Origin of the sequence: Chitinophaga sp. 22308 (assembly GCF_052045305.1) — a bacterium.
GTDB lineage: Bacteria > Bacteroidota > Bacteroidia > Chitinophagales > Chitinophagaceae > Chitinophaga > Chitinophaga varians_A.
Genome location: NZ_JBQEOP010000001.1, coordinates 1527293 through 1550298 on the forward strand (window position 1 = coordinate 1527293; position 23006 = coordinate 1550298).

Genomic DNA, 23006 nt, shown 5'->3' on the forward strand with positions numbered 1-23006 from the left:
GATGATTAAACAACTACGTTTTATCAGAATAGTTGTAGTAATGACCATGCTGGCCATGGCCGGTTGCCGTAACGGCGACTATATCGTGCCTCCGGTAGTAACACCTGTGGACACACCGGTAACGCACGCCACCTACAAAGGGTTTTATCTTCTCAACGAAGGAAACATGGGCAGCAACAAATGTACCCTCGATTTCTACGACTTCACGACGGGAACGTACAATAAAAACATCTACGCCACCGTGAACCCTAACGTGGTGAAAGAACTGGGCGATGTGGGCAACGATATCAAAATATACGGCAGTAAGTTGTACGCCGTCATCAACGTGTCCAACAAGGTAGAGGTGCTGGAAGCTGCTACTGCAAAGCGTATAAAGCAGGTAGATCTGCTTAACTGCCGTTACATGGCGTTTGCTAACGGGAAAGCCTATATCAGTTCATACGCAGGCCCTGTAGTAATAGACCCGCGTTCGCCGCTGGGTATTGTGGCCGAAGTGGATACCGCCACCCTGGAAATTACCCGCAAGGTGGAAGTCGGCTACCAGCCTGAAGAAATGGCCGTAATAGGCAACAAGCTGTATGTGGCCAATTCCGGTGGCTACCGTCCGCCGGACTATGACAGCACCATATCCGTGATAGATCTGGCCACCTTTAAAGAGATAAAAAAAATCCATGTGGATATTAACCTGCACCGGCTGAAAGCTGACAGCGATGGCGATTTGTATGTGACCAGCAGGGGAGACTACTATAACCGGCCCTCTGCCCTGTATGTGGTGGACACCAAAACCGACGAGGTAAAAAAGCGTATCGCCATTGCGGCCAGCAATCTTTGCATTGCAGGGGATACCGCTTACCTGTATGGCTCCGAGTACAGCTATAATACCGCTTCCTGGAAAATCAACTATGCCATGGTGAATGTGAAAACGGAAACATTGCTGCCGGGCAATTTTATTACTGACGGCACAGAGAAGAACATCAAAATGCCTTATGGTATCATGGTAGATCCTGAAACCCGGGATATTTATGTAACTGATGCCCGTGATTATGTGTCTCCCGGCACATTGTATTGTTTCGATAAAACAGGTAAAAAGCGATGGTCAGTGATTACCGGTGATATCCCTGCACACTTTGTCTTCCTTCCTAAAAAACTATAAAACTATAAAACTCAACCATTATGAAATATAAACTTTTACCTGTCACTGTACTGGCGGTACTCCTGGCCGGCAGCTGTTCCAAATCTGACGATACGCCTTCCACGAAGCCGGACGTGTCTGTCAACGTCCCGCCGGGCGGCGTAACGACCGCCAACATGAAACTGGTGCGTGTATCCGCCACCGTAAAGAATGAAAGCGCCTCCACTTCCTTCCTGTGGAAACTGGGCAATGACACGATCGCTACCACAAAGGAGCTGGTGTATGCTTTCCCCAAAGAAGGCGATTACACCCTCACTTTCGTTGCCAAAAACAGTGTTGGCGAAGAGCGTGTAAACGTTCCCGTTAAAGTGACTGCCGGCAAGTATGTGAATGGAGTTGCCCGTGTGTTTGACTACTTCCCGGCACCCGGCCAGTTTGTGCATGACCTGCCAAAATGGGAGGCCGGCGATGACCAGGCTAAGATGACGGCTAAGGCAGAAGAATCGCTGAAGAACGGTACCATGATACACCTTGGCGGCTTCGGCGGTTATGTGGTAATGGGATTTGACCATACTATTGTGAACGTTCCGGACTCTTTCAGTTTTACCGTGCTGGGCAATGCTTTTGCCAACTGGTCTGAAGCGGGTATCATCGAAGTGGCTTATGATGCCAATGGCAACGGATTGCCGGATGATCAATGGTATGAAATTGCCGGTTCTGAATACAAGAGCCCTAAAACCATCCACAACTATAGCATCACTTATTACAAACCGGACGAGAATAAAACGAAGACTCCTAATAAAGACTACGCTTATCTCACTGATACCACTTATATCCGCTGGAAAGACAATCAGGGCAAATCCGGTTATCTCTCCCGTAACCAGTTCCACGCGCAGCCTTATTACCCGCAGTGGAAAGGCGACAGTATCACGTTTACGGGTACACGCCTTACTGATGAAGGTGTGAAAGACCAGTCCGGAAAAGGCAGCTTCTATGTAAGCATGGCGTTCCCTTTCGGTTATGCTGACAACTGGGCCAACAGTAATCCGGACGCGCGCATCAAAATCAGCTGGGCGGTGGACAAGAATGGCAATGCTGTTCGGCTGCCAGGCGTGGACTTTATCCGGGTGTATACCGGTCTGCGTGCAGAAGGTGGCTGGCTCGGTGAAATTTCCACTGAGGTCACAGGCGTGACTGATCTTAATTTATAATCAATTTTTTAAATAAATATTGAAGAAGGCGTCTCAATTATTTTTGAGACGCCTTCTGTTTTGGAATATGGTTGAATTACTACCATAATTTCCATTTCACTACGTCTGTATCCATGAACCATCCTCCGTTAGAAGAGGTTGTCCGGTATCGTCCGGTGCCATAGGCGGTAAGTAACGTACCGTCCGGCAGCTGTATGGTGGACGTAGACTGACAGGAACGGAAGAAGTAGTAGGGGTTGGTTAAAGGGAGATTGCCCTTCCATCTTGAAATAACATATCTTTTATCAATATTCCAGGTTGCTCCATTGTCTGTGCTTACTACGGCTTCGATGCCATAATAGGGATAACCATCAGGCGAGTTGCAGAAATTGTCATCTGTTCCACATCGTGCACCACCAACACGGACCGCATATGTCATCAGTAAAGTGTGCTGATCGTTCAACAATATGACTGAGGCATGGTGCCTGCCATACGAAAACAGTACCTGAGGATTGGACCAGGTAGCCCCCTGGTCTTTTGAAATTGAAACGGCCAACCCACTATAGTTATCGTAGTTTACCTGGTGATCGTTATAATTAAACTGTGACGGGTCCGTATCTTTCCTTAACGCGGCTACCCAGTCGCCATTGCCGGCAACCACGAGGCTGACTTCATTGTAGCCTTTCCAGTTAGTGACAGCCCTGGGTACGCTCCAAGTAGCACCCTGGTCGGTGGAAGACCGGATAAAGGGCTGTGAAAAATAATTAACATTCTGCCCAAAAGGGGTATTGTTCTGACTATATCCGGTTTCGGTTATTTGCTGTGTCCCGCCATTGTTGGTTACCAGTACCGGGTTCCAGGCATAGATGGACGTGGTTGATGTCGGAGGAGTACCGGTGGAGACCCAGGAGACACCGTAATTGGTGCTTTTATAGAACAGGTGGTTAAAATCTTCTTCAAAAGAATATAATACGCCATTACCAGCATAGGTCAAACCTATCGGCTTGCCTATCGGGAACTGTGACCTGCCGCTCCAGCTTGCGCCCTGGTCTGTACTGGACACCAGCACCCGCTGACTGCTGTTAACACCGTTGGGCACAGCAGGGAAGGAGAGCAGTTGCATCAATAGTTTATTTTGCTCCGGCATGTATACGAGGTAAGGTTGCTGGATGTCATCATTGTTCCACGCATTACCACCGAGATGCTGCAACTCCGCAGGTTTAATGGCAGTAGAATCGACTTTCCATACCGCATGATTGTAGGACCATAAGGTGGCCTGGCCGGTGGTATCTTTTACAGCCAGCAGGTCATATCGTTTATCACCGGAGAAATCAGTGCCGTTAAATTCTCCCAGGCAAAAGGTGTGGCCGGAGTAATTGCCCTGGCCTTCCATCATGGCGGCAGCAACGCCGAAACTACTGCCAGTGCTGTTCCACATCACGGCGCGACCATATTGTGGTGTAACGGCCACCAGGTCGCTCCGGCCATCGCCGGTCATATCGGCCGCCATAAAATTATAGCCGGTGTAGTTGCCCTGGTTCTCCATCCATGAAGCGGCCGTCCCCAAACTGCTGCCGGTGCTGTTCCATATGACTGCCCGGCCAGGTTGGGGTATGACTGCTACCAGATCGCTCTTTCCGTCTCCGGTCATATCAGCGGCCAAAAACGTATAACCGGTATAGTTACCCTGGTTGTCTGTCCATACCGCGGCAGCTCCCATCCCGTTACCTGTACTGGGCCAGATAATGGTGCGGCCGGTGGCCGGCGTAACGGCCAGCAGATCGGCTTTTCCATCACCGGTCATATCGGCCGTCAGGAATGTATAGCTGCTAAGATTGCCCTGGTTCTGCATTAGGGGAGCCACTGATGGAAAACCACTGCCACTGCTTCTCCAGATCACCGCTTTCCCTAGCTGTGGCTCAACAGCTATCAGATCGGCTTTCCCGTCACCAGACATATCAGACACCATAAAATTATATCCGCTATAATTGCCCTGGTTCTCCATCCAGGCTACAGGAGCACCGAAAACATAACCTTTATTTTCCCATACAACGGCGCGGCCAAATTGTGGCGTAACAGCGATGAGATCGGCCCGTCCGTCGCCCGTTACATCACCTGTAAGAAAATTGTACCCGGTAAAGTTACCCTGTCTCTCCTGCATGATTTTGCTTTCAAATAACAGGTTGTTGATGGGCGTACCCTGTAACAGTAAAGCCCCCATTGTTTTTTCGCCTGCGTCGAGGGGGGATAGTTTTTTTTCGGGTTTAGTGCAGGAAAAGAGGAGGAAGGCCATCAGCAACTGGATGGCAGGACAGGTTTTTTCAAATAGTTTTTTCATAAAATAAGGGTTTGAAGAACAACAATTAATTCGGTTAAGATATGCTTGCCAAAATATAGTTATTCCCTAAAATATTGCAGGGTTTTTGAAGCTTGACTAATTCAGTGGCGGGTAAAGACGAGAATCCGGGAACCTGCCACGGGCCGCGGATCCAGCGTGGTTTTCAGCCACTTCATTTTTTGCGCTTTATTTTATTGGATATAAGCGGAAGTTAACGTACGTTTGTAAGGCAACTGGTTGTTCTGTTCATGCAGAACATTAAAAGGGAATCCGGTGTAAAACCGGAGCTATCCCCGTAGCTGTAATCCTGCCTGCCGGCTTATAACCGGCAATGTTTTTCCGGAGTTTGCTCCATACCACTGTCTGCGATTGCGGATGGGAAGGTTTCCGGAAAAGCAGGAGAGCCAGAAGACCTGCCAGCTGTGATCACCATTCGTCGCTTTCGGGTGAAAGGCTGTAGAATGTAGGCCTGCCGGCTTTATATTCGCGTATTTGTTTTTTTTTGTTTCACCTGCGTGCGGGTACGGGAAAGAAAACCTGTACTATTTTTTCAGGCTGTGAAAAGCAGCTATTGTAGCAAATTGTTTTTGAGTGAAAAACAAAATGGATAACCCTTGCCTCCTATGAACGACCGGATGCCCTATGATGCTCATTTTTTATTTAGCATAACCACAATTTGTAAACTATGAAATCAATCAAGTGTTTGGCCCTGGCGGCCTCGCTGTTAATCCTGTTTGCCGCCTGTAAAAAAGAAAACACCGATTCCGGGTTAGGACTGATAACCAAAGAAAACGCCAATGCGGTGCATACCGGTGCAACCCTCCTCGGCAAATATCAAAACGGCTTCCTGATGGTACATGAAGGGCAGTACGGTGTCAACAATGGTGATCTGTGGTACTATAGCTATGACAGCAACAAAGTAGCGAAAGACATCTACAAAGCGGAGAACCCCGGTAAAAACCTGGGCCCTACTACTTCCACTCTGCAGTTTGCCACTATCTACAATGGCAAGGTGTATATGGTCGCAAAAGTGGGAGGCCCGCTGGTGGCCACTGATGCCAATTCCCTGGTGGAAACCGGCAGGATTGCCAACCTGCCTCAAAGCGAAGGTTATGCCTTCGTAGGCGTAGATGCCAGCAGAGGGCTGCTGAGCGCGGTGGACGGTGTTTATCGCATCAGTCTCTCCGGACCATCGCTGGGCGCCAAAGTAGCAGGCATTAGCGGCCCTGCGGGCGATATGCTGCTGGCTGGCAACTATGTGTTTGTGATGACCAAAGACGATGGGGTAGTGGCACTGAACGTATCCGACTACAGCATCGCGAAAAAATTTGGTATCGGCGACGCAGGCTTTGCCCGGACCAATGACGGCACTGTCTGGGTAGCCGGTAAAGATTCACTGGTGGCCATTAACCCGGCTTCGTTGGCGGTGTCCCGCGTGAAACTGCCTTTTGCCACTACGAATCCATGGGCTTATCTGTCCTGGCGCTCCGGTTCCCTGACATCTGACGGATCATCCGTGTTTATTGCTGCCCGTCAGTCCACTGCCGGTATTGGCGGCAACATCGAATATGGCGGCACCCAGTTGTACCGTTATGTTCCGGGTAATCCCGCGTCGCTGTCAGCGCCTTTCCTGACAGTGCCTTCCGGTCAATATTTCTACGGTTCTGCCGTACGCTATAACGCCACGCGCAACGAGCTGCTGGTGATCACGCTCACAGACCAGTTTGGCGCCAGCAACGATAACCGTTGGTTGATGTATGACGCCAATACCGCCGCGTTGAAAGAAACAGTGCGGTATACAGGTTATTATTTCCCGGCCCTGCCAGTATTTTATTGATCATGTTCCTTCTTTCCCTCCAACCTTAAATAGATAATATGAAGATTTCCTATTTGCCAGCTATCGCACTGGCCACCCTTTTTTTCTCGTCTTCCTGCCGTAAAGAGGCTTTAACCGGCACGCTGAACAGCCCTGAAACAGCACGTGCCGGTATCGTCAGCAATGTGGCTGTCAGGCAGGCCACGCTGACCAGTAGCCCGTTTATCAGTACCGTATATGCGTACATGCCGGCGCCGGGTCAGTACATCAATGAGTCTGGCCTGGGTTCTGCCACTGCTGCGCAGGCATTGGTGGGCAGCACCACTAACATGGTATCGCTGGGCGGCTATGGTGGCTACATTGTTTTTGGGTTTGACCATTCCGTAGTGAACGGGACCGGGGCAGACCTTGGCATATATGGCAATCCGTCCGGCCCTGCCTATCAATGGTCTGAGCCGGGGATTGTGATGGTAAGCCAGGACGTTAATGCCAACGGTATTCCTGATGATCCCTGGTATGAACTGGCCGGCAGCGAATACAATGCGTCCGGTACTGTCAAAAATTACCGGATCACCTATTACAATCCGCATGCTGCCGGAACAAATGTAAACTGGACCGATAACCTGGGCAACAGCGGATATGTGCAGGCAAATGCCTTTCATTCCGCCAACAACTACTATCCGGCCACGGCGCCCAACCAGGACTCTGTTACCTTTACGGGCACGAGACTGGTGAATACGCTGGTATCGGGAGGAATACTCACCAATCTTGCTTTTGCATGGGGATACACCGACAGCTATTCCAGTGAGTATCCCACTTTGGGATACAACACCGTGGATATTGCCAATGCAGTCAATGCGAGCGGTCAACCGGTAACGCTCAACGCCATTGATTTTGTGAAAGTGTATACCGGCCAGAACTGCAATGCTGGCGCCATGTTAGGGGAGATCTCCACCGAAGTGAGAGGAGCGCGGGACCTTCACCTGTAAAAAACAAACCTCCGCTTTTGTCATAAACGGTAAAACCTTCGCTTTTATCACAACGATAAAACCTTCGCTTTTATCGCAGCGGTAAAATCACCGCTTTTATCTAAACGTAGCCCAGGGCTTCAGCCCTGGGACCTTAATAATTCATCGATGAATGCCGCTTGTTGCGGATTGATCATTTTTTTAGCTGTATCGGCGTCAAACCAGCCGGCTTTGTCAATTTCCGGGAACTGTTTCTTTTTGCCGGAATGCGGCGGCCATTCTATCTCGAATAAATTGCTCACGATGGCCTGGTGGTCCAGGTCGCCTTCGGTGGCCCAGCAGAGCACTTGTTTGCCTCCTTTCTGGGTGATAGGTTGCAGGGGGATAAATGTTCCTCCCGGCCGGTAGCCGGTTTCTTCTTCAAACTCACGGATAGCTGCCTGCAATGGGGCTTCTCCCGGTGCTATTTCTCCTTTGGGTATGCTCCACCATCCGGCGTCTTTTTTGGCAAAGAAGGGGCCGCCGGGATGTACCAGGAAGTAGTTTGTTATGCCTTTGTGCTTTCGGTAGAGCAGGATGCCTGCACTTTGTTTCATATCATGGTGGTATGCATGAATGGAAGGTCGTCGATGGAGGCCTTACTGTCGGGAAGTCTCGTGATATTTGATGCCGGCGATTTTCTCCTGCATCCGCTGCAGTCTTTCTGCCAGTGGGAAGTCGCCGTTGATTTCCAGTACCGGTATTTTCAGTTGCGCGATCCATTCTTTGTGGAGGGTGAGGCTTCTGCTGGGGAAACCGGGCTCGTCGTACCGGGATGCCCAGGCAATGAATTCGGCGTTGTGTTTTTTGAGCCAGGGATCGGAGTCCAACAGGGAGCCATAGCGTTGTTTTTCCCGCAGTATAAGCCGCTGCATCCTGATTTCAGGGGGCAGCCACAGGAAAACGGCCAGGTCAAACAGTCCGGCCATGGCCGGGTCCCATTTGAAAATAGAGCCTGCCACCACCACTTTATGATGACTGTTAAGGTCTTCGAGGAACAGTTTGTTCCTTTCTGCCGGGTCGCGCCTGGATTCGTATGGCCGTTCGGTTTTGAGCCAGTAATAGTTGTCCGCTTCGAGATGCAGGTAGCCGTTTTCTCTGGCAAAAGCTTTGGCCAGGGTGCTGGTGCCGGCACCGGAAGCTCCGAAAATAATGATCTTCATTTTTGCTGGATATTCTTTGGGTGTTACAATCGGGTATAACAAATATACTCATATCTTTTTTTTATTCATGGCGGGTATCATGATAAGCTGGCGAAAAATAAAATGGCGAGGTTATTGCCTCGCCAGGTTGCTCCATTAATGAAGCGAGTAGGATTAACAATTCGGGGGGTAATTCAACAGTCAAAAAAATTCATGACAATCTTAACACAAAATCAATATCTTTTGAGGGTCAACAGGCAGGGCCAGTACAGGCATGGACCTGGATAATCCGGTCCATGCGCCGTAGCTGTATCCCCGGGGGACATTGCATCAATGAGGATGGGGCTTTTTCTAACAAACTTTTCCTCGGTTTTTAACACATTCCTTTATCTCAACTTTTGGGCTGTAACCACTCCTGGTCAAGGTCTCCGGTTCTTGCCTCCTTGCCGGACCATTAACCGGGTGAATTCGCTGGACAAAAGGCCTCTTCAGCGGTTTTTCCTGCAGATCCATTTCGTATGGTTTACGGACGCAAAATTACCAGTACGTTCATAATCAGTCAACTGCGTAATTACGCAGGTTGTGATATTATTTTTACATTTATGACAAAAAACGAATGGATCCGGATAAGTTGGGGCATTATTCCAAAACATTTATTACAGACGTACCGGCTGACCTGAACAGCCCGGAAGCACAGCATTTTAAGACGATCATCCGGCGGTTTCCGGATGAAGCGGTATATATCTATTCGTTCAAAGAAAACCGTATGTTATACGCCGATGGCTGGGAACCGCTGCTCGGATACCGGGATGATGAAATGACCATGATGACATTCGTTAACATTACGGCGCCGGAGTATGCTCCCTTTTCCAATGAGCTGAACGATAAGGCGCTGATGTTCCTGCACAACAAAACAAAGGACCTCGAACAATATAGTTTTACCATTGAGCTGAAAAAGATCCATAAAGACGGCACGCATGTGCCACTGATCACCAAAGTGGGGGTATTTGCTTCCGAAGAAGGAAGGGTAACGGCCATCATCGGCCATTCCCAGAAGAATGAAAGCATACAGCTGGGCAATGTAATGCGCTACGCGGCCTATGGCCCGGAAAAATCGACTTTCGAGGAAGACCTCAATAAACAACTGTTCCGGCACTACGCTATTTCGGAAAAGGAAAAAGAAGCCTTGTCGCTGGTGGCGGAAGGGTTTTCCTTTAAAGAGATCGCCGCGCGGTTTGGGGTGTCACAGTCGGCCATTGAAAAAAGGATCATCCCGATGTACAAGCGCTTTGAGGTGAAGAGCCTCACCCATCTGATCAGCTTTGCATACGCAAATCATATTCTGCCTTAACAGGCGCCTGGCTATATAACTGGAGATTGAGAGACAGCAGTTTCTCTTTCTCCACGCCGATACCTGTCAGCATATCCTGCCATCTCTCCGACAGTTTCCTGGAAGCATCATCATCTCCCAAAACCCAGATCACATTGGTCTGACGGAGCACCGTGCGGTTAATATCGTTGGTGGAGAAGGTATCGACAAAGCTGAGGAATCTTTCAGGCGTAATAATATCTTCCTTGATAGGGTCTCCCGGATTAATATCATCAATGACAAGAATGGAAGCTTTGCGCCAGGTCCATAATACGTTGGCCGCGCTGTCATCGTCATGTTCAAAGAACATGCAGTACAGTTTCATGGCTGAGGTATATACCGCAGACTGGTGGCGGATGGACAGCTCCGTGGCGATGGCCACGCTCAGGCTCGTTTTACCGCTGCGTTTAGGGCCGAAGAGGAACAGGTGCATGCCTTGCTCTTCGTTGTCGAGGAAACGGCGCACCAGCGCGATGTCTTCATCGGGAATATGTTCTGTGCTCCACTGGCTCAGCCTGAACTGGAAAGGATAGGAGGGCGCCTGCAGGTACATTTTGGTGAGATACCAGTAGTAAGCCGGGTAGAGCACCAGTACAGTCAGTATCAACAGGGCAACGAGCGCCGTTGTCGTATAGGCGCAAAGGATAGAAGCCATTAATGCGCCGCACCAGAAATATATCAGGTCGGTGATGGTGTCGAAAGCGATATTGCCCCATGCCGGCTGGAAGATATAGGTGCTTCTGGATTTGCGGGACAGCAGGGGCCCGAGGAAATTAAAAATTTCGAACGTCAGCCAGAAGAGGCTTACGGCCAGTGCAGCGTACAGGGATGCCCGTTGTTCGCTGAAATGCCGCTTCAGGATAAGATAACCTACAAAAGTAGGGATGAAGCCGAGGGAGAAATGGCCAAACTGATTGGCCAGCCAGGTATAAGTCAGCGTAACTCCGCGGTAGGAGTCCTTGCCGATCAGGTCTGCTTTGAGTTGGCGCACGATGTCTTTGCCGGTGATCACTTTTTTCATGAGTAGCCTTGGGTATTAGGGGACCGCATTGGAAGGGCAAATATAATATGTTCCGGGAAAATGAATCTTTGAAAGAATACTGTAGCTTTGGTTCCCTATGGCAAAAAAATATAGTCAGCTCAGGGCCGGTCTGGTGATGGCCCGCGCCAGCCTGATTGCTACCCTGCGTAGCCCTACTTCGGTTGTATTCGCCCTATTGTTTCCCATCATTTTTGTGACGGTGTTCGGTGCAATGGTTGATAACACAGCGGTGAAAATCCCTGTGGCCATCGCTCCCGGCAGTGATACCAGCAGCCCGGTATACCGGGCTGTAAAAGATATCAGCATCTTCAGCCTGTCAAAAGAAACAGATTCGCTGGCACAGCTCAACGCCCTGAAAAAGGGACGGATAGCCGGCATCATCCGCATACCTTCACCGGTGATGACCACCCCGGTGCCGCAGTATGGCCTTACCTTGCTCAGCTCCGGTGCGGTAGCCGATAAAAGACCGCTGGTACAGGCGGCGTTGCAGGAGGTGACCGGCCGTATCAACCAACAGGTGCTACAAGGGCAACCGGTGGCTGCAAAGCTGGACGTGGTCACTATTCCCGGCCGTGTATACCGGCAGATCGATTTTATCCTTCCCGGCCAGCTGGGCTTTTCTTTGCTGATGGCAGGCGTGTTCGGCTCTGCTTTCCTGTTGTTCAGCCTGCGGCATACGCTGGTGCTGAAGCGTATTTTTGTGACGCCCGTTAGCCGCGCTTCACTGCTGTTTGGTGAAATGATGAGCCGCCTGGTGTTCCAGATCATCTGTTTTATCATCATCACGGCGCTGGGTTACTTCGCATTCGATTTCACCCTGGTCAACGGTATCCTTACTTTCCTGGAAATGTTGCTGCTCTCTGTATTCGGCCTGGTGATCTTCACCGGCATCGGCTTTATGATCAGCGGCGTTATCCGCAACGAAAGTTCTATTGCGCCGGTGGCCAATACCATCACGGTGCCGCAGATATTGTTGTGCGGCCTCTTTTTCCCGGTAGAGAACTATCCCGTATGGCTGCGCACTTTCTGCGAATACCTGCCGCTTACTTTCTTCGTGGACGGCCTTCGGAAGATCGCCTTTGAAGGCGCTCATATCTGGCAGGTGCCGGTGCAACTGGGCGGACTGACCGTATGGGCCGCTATTATTGCGGTGCTGTCTGTGAAGATGTTTAAATGGGAATAAAGCTGTTAATTGACTTCCAGCTCATTCATCGACGGTAGTTTTGGAAACGGCGCATGTGGCTCCCGCTGATACCAGAACACCACGCTGCTGATATCAGACTGTTGTGGCAGGTAACGGCCGCCGCTGCGCCAGCCAAGGTCCTGTATGGTCACCTTCATTTCTTTTTCAAAACGGATGGGGTCCATGATATGCCAGCGGTACAACCCGAAACGTTGCTGCGATTTATACAGTCCGTCCGGACGGATGACCTGTGGCAGCCCGGCATAGGGCGTTGAGAACTCCTGGTACTTCCCTTTGAGGTCAAAATTGTAGGAGCCGCAGAAATAGTCTTCTGTGCCGGTACCGCAGATGGTGGGATATTTGCCGTCGCCGTCCATAAAGAACTTGATCTCCCCTTCTCCCCACCAGCCGTTGTTGTTCACGCCCCAGGCAAGATAAGTTCCTACATACTGCCCTTTGCCACGGATGCCGTCTACCAGGGTGTAGCTGGCGTCTTTTACCGGATTGCTGCGCCGGAACTGTGCATGGAAATAGCCGGCATCTTCAGGAACGGTGGTCAGCGTATAGTCGATCTGGTAATACAGCGTCATTTTTTCGGTATTGATATTTTCCATGGTGATCCGGCATTTTTTGCGGAAGGGCATGGACCAGTAGCAGTTGAAAGCGCTGCCTGGATTGACACATACCGCGAGGGAATTGAGATGGGCGTATTCGCCCCATCCCATGCCAAAAAAGTCACCTACCGGCACTTCCACGGAAGGGGTGGTTTCATCGTCCCAATAGAAGCGGAGAATGGAATAGCGCCAGTTGCCGGTGGGTGTCATCCAGATGTGCTGGATGGCGCCGGGACCGTTGATTTCAGCCAGCGTAACGGTTTTGCCGGGCTCTATGAAGATATAGGGATTTACCTTCCAGCCTTGTCCCAGTTCCCGGGCAGCATGACGTGCATTGCCCTGCTCCAGGGTGGCCATGCCGCCTTTGCCGGCTTCACCGGTGAAGTTCTCCGGGCTGATGGACCGTGTTTTGGCATCTGACAGGCGGGAGAGATTGCCCATGTTCATGTCCAGGCCGTTGAAGGGTTGTTGGGCGTAGGCCGACAGCTGTATACAGGCTGCAGCCAGCAGAAAGAAGAATTTTTTCATGTCGTGGAATTTAGGATTTTGCAGCAGTCTGATTAAAAGTAAGGTTAAACGTTTTAGTATGCAAGCACTGCCCGGATTTTTTTATGGATGGTATGCAATACCTTTGCCGCCTTGCCGTTAACATGACGAAACTGAACGACCGTATGTACCGTATTGCTTTACACAGCATGCTGTGGTTACTGTTGGTGATGACCACTGCCTGTAATATAAAAACAGACCTTTATCAGCATTACTGGACCATGGATGTGAACAGTTATATGAACTACAGGGACCATGTGGTCAGCCGTGAGCCGTTTACATCACTGCCCAGTAAAATGATTGACAAGGTGCGTGATTTCCGTTATGGAGACTTGCTGTTTACGGGAGATGCACATGATACGTTGCGTTCGCCCAACGGCTGGGGCAAAAGCATTTCTTTTTTGTATGATGATGAAGCCCGTACCAGTAAAGCAGGTGTGGAAATGGAGGAAACGAACCTTGCCGCCAGTCCGCGTAACGCAGCGATAGTGAAGCAACTGACGGTACTACTGGGTACTAACGTTGACCGATATACGGACGGGAAAGACAGTGTATACATCTGGACCGGCAAACCGGCTGACGGGCAGGCGGTCGTACTCTCTCAAAGCCATGGTGGCAGCCCCTCCGCTGGTTATGTTACTACCCGCCTGTTTATGATCAGGCAATCGGCCGTTATCCCGGCCACTCATACCACCGCATTTGATAGGATGGTCAATGCCCTGAAAGGAAACAAATACGCTGTCAACGGTGCGCGATAAACACCGGCACCTGATGTGCGCGCAGCGTATCTTCCACAAAGCTGCGCCGGAATATTCTCGATAACAGGGAACGGCCGTAGGCACCACTCACTACGATAGGGTTGGGGATATCACTCAGCCAGGTGCTGAAATATTTTTCCGGGATGGTATTAATGGCTGTTGTGGTCACATTGGGAAAATGCTGCTGCACCAGTTCCTGTATGCCCGATGCATCCGGAAGCGGGGCATCGTGGGCATTGCCATACAGTAACATGGTTTTCAGCTCGCACAATTTTGGGAACAGCGCTGCAAAACTCTTAATGGCAAACACGGAAGAGGCGCTGCCGTCGTAGGTAAGGATCACGCTTTCCGGAAAGGCGGCATTTTCAGGTACTGCTATCAGCGGGCATGCCGACTGGTGCAGGGCGCTGCCCAGGAAACCACCAGGGCCATATAACAAATCGGCATAAAATTTTTCACTGCTGAGCAGCAGCAGGTCAGCAAAAAGAGATTCTTTCCGCAGCACTTTCAACGCATCCTCCTTCATATCATGATGCTCGATATGATGGATATTATATTGATCGCACAAGTCCTGGAAGGTCTGCAGGCTTTGCTGGATGGAACTGGCTGCATAATTTTCAGTCAGTGGGATGAACACCGACGTATAATTGATATCTTCCGAGAAATCAAGTTCCGGTAAAAAGACCCCGCATAAAGTGATAGCTTCCATTTCGTTGATTGTCCGGGCAAACCGGAATGCCCCTTCAGGGAAATGACCATCATCGATGGCCAACAGTATCTTTTTCATCTGGCATCATTTATAATACACTGAAAAATAACCTGTATCAAAGGTCGTATGCCTGTGGGCCGAAGGCAATGACGGATATCATTGAGGGGGCTGATTCCAGTCATAAATCAGGAGATGCTGCTGTTCTAATTTGTGCCGGATTACTATAAACAACGGACGATGAAGGACAAGTTGGAGGAGCTGCGGACACAGCATGATTCACGTAAATACCTGCTAAAGGTCCTGGAAGATGAGAATATTCATTTTAAGCTGAAGCTGGCCCGGATTTTATCGACAGATTTTGACCACAGGGAGTTGGGCCGGCTGGAGTATTTCCAGAGCCGGTTTCTGAAAATGGACGAGCAGATTGCCCTGCTGCGGCATGAAATCAGTGAACAGCAGGGCAAGCTGGCATTGGTGCATACCCCGGCGGGCCTCAAAGAAGCCACCATCTCGGAACTGATGATGGAAAGGCGGTTTACCATGGTGCAACAGCATTTTGATATGCTGAATACTGACTTCAGCCATTATGTGAGGCAGGCTTTCCCGTTGGTTTAAGCGAGGATGCCGGCCAGTTTTTTTTCATTCAAGATCACCACGGCCCCTTCTTTTATTTCGATCAGTTGTTCATCCCGGAAATCGCTCAGCGTGCGGATCAGTGACTCGGTGGCGGTACCAGCAATGTTGGCCAGATTCTCCCGGCTGATATTGATCACCAGGGGCGTGCCTTTGGGCGGATTATATTTTTTGAGCAGGTTCAACAATGCCTCCGCCACTTTTTTACGCAGGGAGTTATATGCCAGTCCCAACAGCTGCTGTTCTTTGTCGCTGATATTTTTAGCCAGCATTTTAATAAGTTGGGAAGCCACTTCATGGTTGTTGTTCAACAACTCCTGAAAATCGCTGGCCGGGATAACGGCGATCTCACTTTCTTCCATGGCCACTGCTGTGTCTTTATACAGCGAGCCTTCCAGCAAAGCATTATAACCGAGGAAATCACCTTCTGTATAGATATCCAGTACCAGTTCTTTGCCCTGGTCGTTGCTCTTGCAGGTTTTTACCTTTCCTTTCTGTACGTAGAAGAGGCGGGTAGGGTGGTTGCCTTCCGTATAGATCACTTGTTTTTTGCGGTATTTGTCGATGTTGCGGCCTTCGGCCAGTGCTGCCATCGAGCCTTTTCCGGTAGCCTCCAGCATCAGCTGGTTCATACCTTCCAGGTTGGGCGGGAATTCTTTTTGACGGATGGCGGCCTTCCGAAGCCTGTTTTCCACGGTTTCCCACAATTCTGTGCCACTGAAGGGTTTGGTCAGATAGTCGTCTGCGCCCATGCCCATGCCTTTGCGGAAATCGGCCCGCTCGGTTTTGGCGGTAAGGAAGATGAACGGCGTATCTTTAACGGCTTCATGCTGCTGCATGAGGTGTAGTACGCCAAAGCCGTCCAGCACAGGCATCATAATATCACAGATAACGAGGTCGGGCTTATGTTCCAGCAGTTTCTCAAAGCCTGTCATGCCATTCTCTGCGGTCAGTACGTGATAACCGGCAATAGCCAGGATATCTGACGTGTTCTCCCTTAATTCTTCGTTGTCTTCTATTAATAAGATCGTTTTCATATGCTTACGGAATATTTATAGGATCAGCAGGGAAGGTGATGGTGAATACGGTGCCTTTGCCCAGCTCGCTGGCACAGGAGATGGCGCCGTTCATCAGCTCACTGTATTTCTGTACGATGTGCAGTCCAAGGCCGGTGCCCTGTATGTTGCTTACGTTGGTGCCCCGGTAAAAACGCTCATAGAGATGTTGCTGGTCGTCCTGCGACATACCGATGCCATAATCCTTGACCATCAGGGTGAACAGGTTGTCTTCCATGCGGGTAAATAGCTCTATGGTACTGTCGGCAGCGGAGAATTTAATGGCGTTGCCGAGCAGGTTCATCGCAATATGCCGGAGCAGCGAGGTATCCAGCCAGCAAACGTCTTCGCCGGTATGTTCATATTGAATGTTTTGTTTTTCCTTGATGATGCCCTGCATTTCCTGTATGATGGTCTGGAAATAGTCTTTGATCTGGAACATGGAATAACGTGCCTGCAATTTGCCTTCTTCGATTTTACCGACAGAGAGGAAATCATTGAGCGTGTCTGTCAGAAAACTGACGGCGTTCACGATGCGCTGAATGTGTTTGTTGCGTACCGGCTGTTCGCTTTCAGCGGCATAATGTTTTACCAGGAAGGCGGACGACAGGATGGTGCTCAGCGGCGTACGGAATTCATGAGAGGCCATAGACACAAAGCGCGATTTGAGGTCGCCCAGTTCCTTTTCCTTGCTGAGCGCGATAGTCAGGTCTTCTTTGGACGCTTCCAGGTCGGCCAGTGCTTTCACCAGTTGCTGGGTGCGTTCCTCTACCATGCTTTCCAGCTCATTATTGAGTCTTTCGATGCGTTCTTCCGCTTTTTTTCTTTCCGTGATGTTGCTGATATAGGCGATCACAAAATGTCCTTCTTCGTTGGAATAGTGACTCAGGCTTATTTCCACCGGGAACTCGGAGCCATCGCGGCGGACGGCGAAAAGGTCCAGCCCGATGCCCATCGGTCTGCTTTGCGGGGAGGCGTTGTATCTGTCACGGTGGCCAATATGTTTGTCGTGCAGGCGCCGCGGGATGAGTTTCTCTACTTTCTGCCCTGTCAGTTCTTCCCGGCGGTAATCGAACTGGGAGAGGGCGAAGTCATTGATCAGTGTGATATCGCCGTCCTGGTTGGCCACAATAATGCCGATACTGGCGTAGTTGAACAAAGCGCCAAACCGCTGTAATTCCTTGCTGAGCTGCAGTTTATAGCGGCGGTCTGACTGGCTGTCAGTGATTCTGAAGAAACAGTACTGTTCTTTTTTGTGTTTGAGCACCATTTCTTCATAAAGGCTGGTATAGGTTTCGCCTTGCATGTTTTTCCACTGTATTTCCTGCAACAGCGGCTCTTCGGAGGAAAAAGCTGCGCCTTGTACGGCTTTGCCGGTGCCCAGTTTGTTTTGTTCCATTAACAGTTCCAGCGAAGGGAAATCTTCGGTGCCCAACATCCGGATACCAGTATCATTGATGTATTTCAACCGTCCGGAGGCTATTTCCCTGACGGCCACCAGGCCGGGGGTGCGCTCCATAACGGCGGCAAAAATGCTGAGCTGCAAATCGATGTCCAAATCGCTGACATGTAGGTTCATGGCCATGTGTCTTATGAAGAAACCAGGTGAATTGCCGGAAAGTTAAGGATTTATGCGGTGGTGGCAAAGTATATGACCACTATCATCCTCCCTCCTGACTGATCTCATTTCAGAAGGAACGGTGGCGGCGTAATATTGTATCAGCATTTAAAGCTATGGTTATGCAGATCTATATTAGTGAAGAGGCCATTATTTCCGATATACAGGAGCGGTTTCACCAACTGTATCCCCGGCTGAAACTGGAGTTTTTCCGTAAATCAGCCTTACCGGGAGAATGCTGTGATATGAAAGATAAGTTCGCCTCCAATACCCCGATCGAAAAAATCAGGATACTACACAGCTTCGGCTGGCTGGATATCAGCCATTACCGCACGGCACTGGCGGTGGAACATGACCTTAGATGCCTCTTCGGCCTGCATGGACACATATTTCATAAAGCCGGCGGGCTTTGGTTGCAAACCACTACTACCGGCCATCTTACATTGGAAGAATTAAATGCCGGAGATGCGGAGGAAGCTACTGCTTTCCACATGCCGGAAGAACCTGAAAACGAATAATACACTTGTTTATGGAAAAGATATTATTTGTAACAGATGCCGTTTGCATGAGCAAAAGTTGTCTTGACTTTGCCTGCTACCTGGGCAACCTTACCCATTCACGGCTGACCGGCGTATTCCTGGAAAACCAGGCCATGGAGCTGCGCTCTGTGGAAGATATCCGTGAAAAAGGTGTGATTGCGCCTGTGCCGGGCGCCCGCATCGAGCAGCAGAAAGAACTGTACCGCGACGAAAACATCAAACGTTTTCAGCGTCACTGTGAAAACAGCGGGGTAAACTGCTCCATTCATCAGCATACAGGTATTCCTGTTAAAGCGGTACTGAAGGAAAGCAGGTACGCTGACCTCCTGGTGGTGGACGCGTCCACCTCTTTCTCCTGGCGTCCTGAATCGGCGCCCTCCGCATTTGTGAAAGAAATCCTGGAACAGTCTGAATGCCCGGTGATCATCGCGCCGGAAAATTTCGACGGAATAGATGAGATTATATTTACCTACAACGGCAGCCCTGCTGCTATGTATGCCATCAAACAATTCACCTACCTGCTGCCGCAATTGTTCGGGCATAAGGCCACCGTGCTCAGTGTCACGCCCAAAGGTCAACCTGTAAAAGGAGACACGGAAAAACTGGAAGAATGGTTGCATATGCACTACCCCGACAGCTCCCTGCTGGTATTGGAAGATGATAATGTGCAGGCACGGTTGCTGGAACATCTATTTATGAAAGAAAAAGTGATGATCGTCATGGGCGCATTCGGAAGGAACCAGCTGTCCAACCTGTTCGTGCCCAATCCCATGAAGCCGGTCGTGAAGCTGGTCAGCCAGCCTGTTTTCGTCGCCCACCATTAACATTATAAAAAGTTATCACCATGAAAAAGATGATTGCTGCGGTAGATGCCCTGCATTTTTCACCGTCCCAGCTGGCCACCTTCCGCTTTTTTGCCCGGGAACAGGACGCGCGGCTGACGATCATATGCCTGGATAATTTCTCCGCGGAAATGGTTCCTATGACCAGCATGTACCCTGAATGTTATGCGATCAATTACGCTCAGATCACCGCTGAAGGCAGGGCCGCCCTGGAATGGCAGCGTACTACCAATATCCGCAAGCTGGAAGACGCCTGCGCGGAAGGCGCTATCGGTCTCAGGATTGTGGAAACCAACGGGTACCCGGTACAGGAAATCGTAAAGGAAAGCCGGTTTGCAGACCTGTTGCTGCTCAGTGCGGACACCTCCTTTGGCAGTTTGCCCGACACGGTCCCCACCCGCTTTGTAACAGAAACACTGGCCGGTGCGGAATGCCCGGTGATGGTGATGCCCGGTGAATTGTCTGTCATCAGGGAGATTGTATTTTCCTATAACGGCACTTTTTCTTCTACCTATGCTATCCGGACGTTTACAACGCTGTTCCCGGAATGCAGCAACATCCCGGTTAAACTGCTGTATGTGGAAGAAAAGGGACATCATCACATCCCTCATGAAGAGAAAATCATTAACTATTTGTCCCTGCACTATGACCAGGTGACAACGGAAGTGCTGACCGGTGATCCGGCCACTGCTTTTCTGGCCTACCTGATCCGCCGGAACGATTGTATTGTTACCTATGGCGCCTATGGCCGCAGCGGCGTGTCCCGCTTTTTTCACCGCAGCGATGCTGAAAATGTGTTGCGCACAGTGAACATTCCCATTTTTATTACACATCCCTAGCTACTATAACAGAACAGACGAGCGGTATCCGCTGTTATTATTGCAATCATTACCTGATGAGCAACCATAAGACCGGAGGCCTGATGGAGCTTCCACTGGACGACATAAAAAAGGCGATCGGATTTTTGCCTGAAGGGTTATCGGAAGAAGAGGCGGAACGGCGGCGGAACAGGTTTGGATTGAATGAAGTAAAGGAAGAAAAACCACTATCGCCCTGGCGGCGGCTGTGGCGAAGCCTGCAAAACCCGCTGGTGGTCCTGTTGACCATACTGGGACTTATTTCCCTGCTGACCGCCGATGTCCGTTCTGCTATTGTCATCTTTTTGATGGTGATATTAGGCGTGGCTATCCGTTATGTTCAGGAGATGCGGGCAGACAAAGCCGCTGAAAAACTTAAGGCGCTGGTGAGCACGCACGCAACGGTATGCCGCAACGGAACAGACCAGGAAGTGCCGCTGAAAATGCTGGTGCCGGGCGATATCGTCCGCCTCGGTGCCGGAGACATGATACCGGCAGATGTAAGGCTGCTGAATGCCAAAGACCTTTTCCTCAACCAGGCGGTGCTCACCGGTGAATCCCTGCCGGTGGAAAAAACGGCGGTCCCGGGAACTATAGCGGGCGATACGGCCTTCAGTAACAACAACTGTTACCTCGGCACAAACGTGGAAAGCGGTTCTGCTACAGCGCTGGTAGTGCATACCGGGGAAGATACCGATTTTGGAGCCTTGGCGGCGCATATCAACAGCCAGCAGGTAGTGACCAGTTTCGATAAAGGCATCAACAGTTTCACCTGGCTAATGATCCGTTTCATGATAGTGATGGTGCCCGCCGTATTCATCATCAATGGCCTGAGCCGGCATAACTGGCTGGAAGCATTTTTGTTTGCGTTGTCAGTGGCGGTAGGGCTTACGCCTGAAATGTTGCCGATGATCGTGACAGTGAACCTCTCTAAAGGCGCCATGGCCATGTCCCGCAAAAAAGTGATCGTAAAAAAGCTCAATGCCATCCAGAACTTCGGTGCCATGGATATTCTCTGCACCGATAAAACCGGCACGCTGACGGAAGGCCGCATCGTGCTGGAACAATACCTCAATCCGGAAGGCGATACCGACCAGAAGGTGCTGGACTACGCTTACCTGAACAGTTATCATCATACCGGCCTCAAAAACCTTATGGACGAAGCGATCCTGGACCATGAAGAGTTGGCGGCCGCCTTACAGATCCGGGAGTCATTTCATAAAATAGATGAAATCCCGTTCGATTTTGTGCGTAAACGCATGTCCGTGGTACTGGAAAATAAGGAAGGGAAGAATATACTCATCTGTAAAGGCGCGGTGGAAGGAGTGATGGAACAGTGTACGCAGATGGAGGTCAACGGCCAGATAACCGCCATTGCGACGGAGCAACGGCAACATTGCACCGAACGGGTGTCTGCCCTGAACGCACAAGGCTTCCGGGTGGTGGCGCTGGCGTACAAATGGATGCCCGATGCGCCCGATGAACCGGTATATAGTACAAAGGATGAAACAGGCCTCGTCCTGTCCGGTTATCTCGCTTTCCTCGACCCGCCCAAGGCGACAGCTTCTGAAGCGCTGAAAAAGCTGGCCACCCTGAAAGTGGATGTGAGGATTCTGACAGGGGACAATGAGACAATTACGACTTACATCTGCCGGAAAGTAGGCGTGAATGCCGACCGTATTTTGACCGGTCCGCAGATAGAAAAGATGACGGACGAACAGCTGGCGGCTGATGTGTTGAACTATCATGTATTTGCGCGGCTGGCGCCCCTGCATAAACTGCGTATCATCAAAGCCATCCAGCAGAACGGCCATGTGACCGGTTTTATGGGCGACGGTATTAATGATGCGCCGGCGCTGAAGGCCGCTGACGTGGGCATATCCGTGAATACCGCCGTGGACATTGCCAAGGAAGCTTCAGATATCATCCTGCTGGAAAACAGTTTGCTGATACTGGAGCAGGGAGTGGCTGAAGGCCGCCGTGTTTTTGGCAATATCGTCAAATACATCCGCATGGCGGCCAGTTCCAACTTCGGCAATATGTTCAGCGTAGTGGGCGCCAGCGCTTTCCTGCCATTCCTGCCGATGTTGCCCATACAGGTACTAATCAATAACCTGCTGTACGATTTTTCACAAACAGCCATTCCGACTGATAATGTAGATGCCGGCTGGCTGGTGAAGCCCCGTAAGTGGACGGTAGGGGAGTTGCGGCGCTTTATCCTGGTGATAGGACCTATCAGCTCCATCTTCGATTATGTGACATTTTTCCTGCTGCTTTACGGTTTCAACGCCTGGCACAATCCCGCGCTTTTTCATACCGGCTGGTTTGTCGAATCCCTGTTTACACAGACACTGATTATTCACGTGATCCGTACCAACCGTATCCCTTTTATCCAGAGCAGGGCCAGCTGGCCGCTCACGCTTACCTCTATAGCTATTGTGCTGGTGGGCGCCTGGCTCACGGTGTCCCCGCTGGCAGCAACGTTTGGTTTTGTGCCGCTGCCGGCAGTCTACTGGGGCTGGCTGGCGCTGATACTGGTGGCTTATGTAGCGCTGACGCAATTGGTAAAGAACTGGTTTTACCGCTGGTATGAAAAGAAACCCGGGCCCGCCTGAT

At 50.4% G+C, this 23006-nt stretch carries 20 protein-coding genes and 1 riboswitch; of the genes, 12 read left to right on the forward strand and 8 right to left on the reverse strand.

Annotation, left to right across the window (positions count from 1 at the left end; translation table 11 throughout):
* Position 1: 1 nt before the first annotated feature.
* Positions 2-1153: a YncE family protein gene (locus tag ACTJJS_RS06430; protein ID WP_168868783.1), complete on the forward strand. Its 1152-nt coding sequence runs from the start codon at positions 2-4 to the stop codon at positions 1151-1153.
* 20 nt (positions 1154-1173) lie between these two features.
* Positions 1174-2343 carry a PKD domain-containing protein gene (locus tag ACTJJS_RS06435; RefSeq protein WP_440662920.1) on the forward strand — a complete coding sequence of 390 codons (1170 nt, stop codon included), beginning with the start codon at positions 1174-1176 and terminating at the stop codon, positions 2341-2343.
* 79 nt (positions 2344-2422) lie between these two features.
* Here ACTJJS_RS06435 and ACTJJS_RS06440 read toward each other — a convergent pair whose 3' ends face one another.
* Positions 2423-4660 carry an FG-GAP-like repeat-containing protein gene (locus tag ACTJJS_RS06440; RefSeq protein WP_440662921.1) on the reverse strand — a complete coding sequence of 746 codons (2238 nt, stop codon included), beginning with the start codon at positions 4658-4660 and terminating at the stop codon, positions 2423-2425.
* Between the two features lie 217 nt (positions 4661-4877).
* Positions 4878-5095: riboswitch (cobalamin riboswitch) on the forward strand.
* 250 nt (positions 5096-5345) lie between these two features.
* Here ACTJJS_RS06440 and ACTJJS_RS06445 point away from each other — a divergent pair.
* Positions 5346-6497: a DUF5074 domain-containing protein gene (locus ACTJJS_RS06445; RefSeq protein ID WP_440662922.1), complete on the forward strand. Its 1152-nt coding sequence runs from the start codon at positions 5346-5348 to the stop codon at positions 6495-6497.
* Positions 6498-6535: 38 nt separating this feature from the next.
* Complete coding sequence (locus ACTJJS_RS06450; RefSeq protein WP_440662923.1) at positions 6536-7465, forward strand: hypothetical protein; 930 nt, start codon at positions 6536-6538, stop codon at positions 7463-7465.
* A 119-nt stretch (positions 7466-7584) separates the two neighbouring features.
* Here ACTJJS_RS06450 and ACTJJS_RS06455 read toward each other — a convergent pair whose 3' ends face one another.
* Both ACTJJS_RS06455 and ACTJJS_RS06460 read right to left on the reverse strand, forming a co-directional pair.
* Positions 7585-8040 (reverse strand): NUDIX domain-containing protein, encoded by a 456-nt coding sequence (locus ACTJJS_RS06455; protein WP_440662924.1) that lies wholly within the window; start codon positions 8038-8040, stop codon positions 7585-7587.
* Positions 8041-8082: 42 nt separating this feature from the next.
* The gene (locus tag ACTJJS_RS06460; protein ID WP_440662925.1) at positions 8083-8646 is read right to left on the reverse strand and encodes a hypothetical protein; all 564 of its coding nucleotides are present in this window, start codon (positions 8644-8646) and stop codon (positions 8083-8085) included.
* 595 nt (positions 8647-9241) lie between these two features.
* On the opposite strand from ACTJJS_RS06460, the gene ACTJJS_RS06465 reads away from it, so the two are divergent.
* Positions 9242-9976, forward strand: a complete 735-nt coding sequence (locus ACTJJS_RS06465) for a LuxR C-terminal-related transcriptional regulator (RefSeq protein WP_440662926.1) — start codon at positions 9242-9244, stop codon at positions 9974-9976.
* Here the strand turns inward: ACTJJS_RS06465 and ACTJJS_RS06470 are convergent.
* Positions 9942-11015 (reverse strand): AAA family ATPase, encoded by a 1074-nt coding sequence (locus tag ACTJJS_RS06470; protein ID WP_440662927.1) that lies wholly within the window; start codon positions 11013-11015, stop codon positions 9942-9944. The two genes, ACTJJS_RS06465 and ACTJJS_RS06470, sit on opposite strands and share 35 nt — an antisense overlap.
* Positions 11016-11112: 97 nt before the next feature.
* On the opposite strand from ACTJJS_RS06470, the gene ACTJJS_RS06475 reads away from it, so the two are divergent.
* Complete coding sequence (locus ACTJJS_RS06475) at positions 11113-12219, forward strand: ABC transporter permease (protein WP_440662928.1); 1107 nt, start codon at positions 11113-11115, stop codon at positions 12217-12219.
* 5 nt (positions 12220-12224) lie between these two features.
* Here the strand turns inward: ACTJJS_RS06475 and ACTJJS_RS06480 are convergent, their stop codons facing one another.
* Entirely contained in the window at positions 12225-13361 is a 1137-nt protein-coding gene (locus ACTJJS_RS06480; protein WP_440662929.1) for a glycoside hydrolase family 172 protein, read from the reverse strand.
* A gap of 122 nt (positions 13362-13483) precedes the next feature.
* Between ACTJJS_RS06480 and ACTJJS_RS06485 the strand changes: the two genes are divergently transcribed.
* Positions 13484-14137 carry a hypothetical protein gene (locus tag ACTJJS_RS06485; protein ID WP_440662930.1) on the forward strand — a complete coding sequence of 218 codons (654 nt, stop codon included), beginning with the start codon at positions 13484-13486 and terminating at the stop codon, positions 14135-14137.
* Here ACTJJS_RS06485 and ACTJJS_RS06490 read toward each other — a convergent pair.
* Positions 14121-14924 carry a hypothetical protein gene (locus ACTJJS_RS06490; RefSeq protein ID WP_440662931.1) on the reverse strand — a complete coding sequence of 268 codons (804 nt, stop codon included), beginning with the start codon at positions 14922-14924 and terminating at the stop codon, positions 14121-14123. The two genes, ACTJJS_RS06485 and ACTJJS_RS06490, sit on opposite strands and share 17 nt — an antisense overlap.
* Positions 14925-15083: 159 nt before the next feature.
* Between ACTJJS_RS06490 and ACTJJS_RS06495 the strand changes: the two genes are divergently transcribed.
* The gene (locus tag ACTJJS_RS06495) at positions 15084-15461 is read left to right on the forward strand and encodes a hypothetical protein (RefSeq protein WP_440662932.1); all 378 of its coding nucleotides are present in this window, start codon (positions 15084-15086) and stop codon (positions 15459-15461) included.
* Here the strand turns inward: ACTJJS_RS06495 and ACTJJS_RS06500 are convergent.
* Complete coding sequence (locus ACTJJS_RS06500) at positions 15458-16516, reverse strand: response regulator (protein ID WP_440662933.1); 1059 nt, start codon at positions 16514-16516, stop codon at positions 15458-15460. The two genes, ACTJJS_RS06495 and ACTJJS_RS06500, sit on opposite strands and share 4 nt — an antisense overlap.
* Before the next feature lie 4 nt (positions 16517-16520).
* Entirely contained in the window at positions 16521-18113 is a 1593-nt protein-coding gene (locus tag ACTJJS_RS06505) for an ATP-binding protein (protein ID WP_440662934.1), read from the reverse strand.
* Positions 18114-18274: 161 nt separating this feature from the next.
* Here ACTJJS_RS06505 and ACTJJS_RS06510 point away from each other — a divergent pair, with 161 nt between their 5' ends.
* Genes ACTJJS_RS06510 through mgtA form a run of 4 tightly spaced genes read left to right on the forward strand, consistent with a single transcriptional unit; the run spans position 18275 to position 23005 of the window.
* Positions 18275-18670: a hypothetical protein gene (locus ACTJJS_RS06510; RefSeq protein ID WP_168868768.1), complete on the forward strand. Its 396-nt coding sequence runs from the start codon at positions 18275-18277 to the stop codon at positions 18668-18670.
* Positions 18671-18681: 11 nt separating this feature from the next.
* Positions 18682-19515, forward strand: a complete 834-nt coding sequence (locus ACTJJS_RS06515; RefSeq protein WP_168868767.1) for a universal stress protein — start codon at positions 18682-18684, stop codon at positions 19513-19515.
* A gap of 20 nt (positions 19516-19535) precedes the next feature.
* Positions 19536-20372 (forward strand): universal stress protein, encoded by an 837-nt coding sequence (locus ACTJJS_RS06520; RefSeq protein ID WP_440662935.1) that lies wholly within the window; start codon positions 19536-19538, stop codon positions 20370-20372.
* Between the two features lie 56 nt (positions 20373-20428).
* Complete coding sequence (gene mgtA / locus ACTJJS_RS06525; protein WP_440662936.1) at positions 20429-23005, forward strand: magnesium-translocating P-type ATPase; 2577 nt, start codon at positions 20429-20431, stop codon at positions 23003-23005.
* The last annotated feature ends 1 nt before the right edge of the window (position 23006 follow it).

Coding starts and splice junctions, on each gene's coding strand:
- ACTJJS_RS06460 (WP_440662925.1), bottom strand. CDS start 8,646: ATGAAGATCATTATTTTCGGAGCTTCCGGTGCCGGCACCAGCACCCTG.
- ACTJJS_RS06485 (WP_440662930.1), top strand. CDS start 13,484: ATGACGAAACTGAACGACCGTATGTACCGTATTGCTTTACACAGCATG.
- ACTJJS_RS06450 (WP_440662923.1), top strand. CDS start 6,536: ATGAAGATTTCCTATTTGCCAGCTATCGCACTGGCCACCCTTTTTTTC.
- ACTJJS_RS06515 (WP_168868767.1), top strand. CDS start 18,682: ATGGAAAAGATATTATTTGTAACAGATGCCGTTTGCATGAGCAAAAGT.
- ACTJJS_RS06465 (WP_440662926.1), top strand. CDS start 9,242: ATGGATCCGGATAAGTTGGGGCATTATTCCAAAACATTTATTACAGAC.
- ACTJJS_RS06505 (WP_440662934.1), bottom strand. CDS start 18,113: ATGAACCTACATGTCAGCGATTTGGACATCGATTTGCAGCTCAGCATT.
- ACTJJS_RS06470 (WP_440662927.1), bottom strand. CDS start 11,015: ATGAAAAAAGTGATCACCGGCAAAGACATCGTGCGCCAACTCAAAGCA.
- ACTJJS_RS06475 (WP_440662928.1), top strand. CDS start 11,113: ATGGCAAAAAAATATAGTCAGCTCAGGGCCGGTCTGGTGATGGCCCGC.
- ACTJJS_RS06480 (WP_440662929.1), bottom strand. CDS start 13,361: ATGAAAAAATTCTTCTTTCTGCTGGCTGCAGCCTGTATACAGCTGTCG.
- mgtA (WP_440662936.1), top strand. CDS start 20,429: ATGAGCAACCATAAGACCGGAGGCCTGATGGAGCTTCCACTGGACGAC.
- ACTJJS_RS06455 (WP_440662924.1), bottom strand. CDS start 8,040: ATGAAACAAAGTGCAGGCATCCTGCTCTACCGAAAGCACAAAGGCATA.
- ACTJJS_RS06500 (WP_440662933.1), bottom strand. CDS start 16,516: ATGAAAACGATCTTATTAATAGAAGACAACGAAGAATTAAGGGAGAAC.
- ACTJJS_RS06510 (WP_168868768.1), top strand. CDS start 18,275: ATGCAGATCTATATTAGTGAAGAGGCCATTATTTCCGATATACAGGAG.
- ACTJJS_RS06430 (WP_168868783.1), top strand. CDS start 2: ATGATTAAACAACTACGTTTTATCAGAATAGTTGTAGTAATGACCATG.
- ACTJJS_RS06445 (WP_440662922.1), top strand. CDS start 5,346: ATGAAATCAATCAAGTGTTTGGCCCTGGCGGCCTCGCTGTTAATCCTG.
- ACTJJS_RS06520 (WP_440662935.1), top strand. CDS start 19,536: ATGAAAAAGATGATTGCTGCGGTAGATGCCCTGCATTTTTCACCGTCC.
- ACTJJS_RS06490 (WP_440662931.1), bottom strand. CDS start 14,924: ATGAAAAAGATACTGTTGGCCATCGATGATGGTCATTTCCCTGAAGGG.
- ACTJJS_RS06435 (WP_440662920.1), top strand. CDS start 1,174: ATGAAATATAAACTTTTACCTGTCACTGTACTGGCGGTACTCCTGGCC.
- ACTJJS_RS06495 (WP_440662932.1), top strand. CDS start 15,084: ATGAAGGACAAGTTGGAGGAGCTGCGGACACAGCATGATTCACGTAAA.
- ACTJJS_RS06440 (WP_440662921.1), bottom strand. CDS start 4,660: ATGAAAAAACTATTTGAAAAAACCTGTCCTGCCATCCAGTTGCTGATG.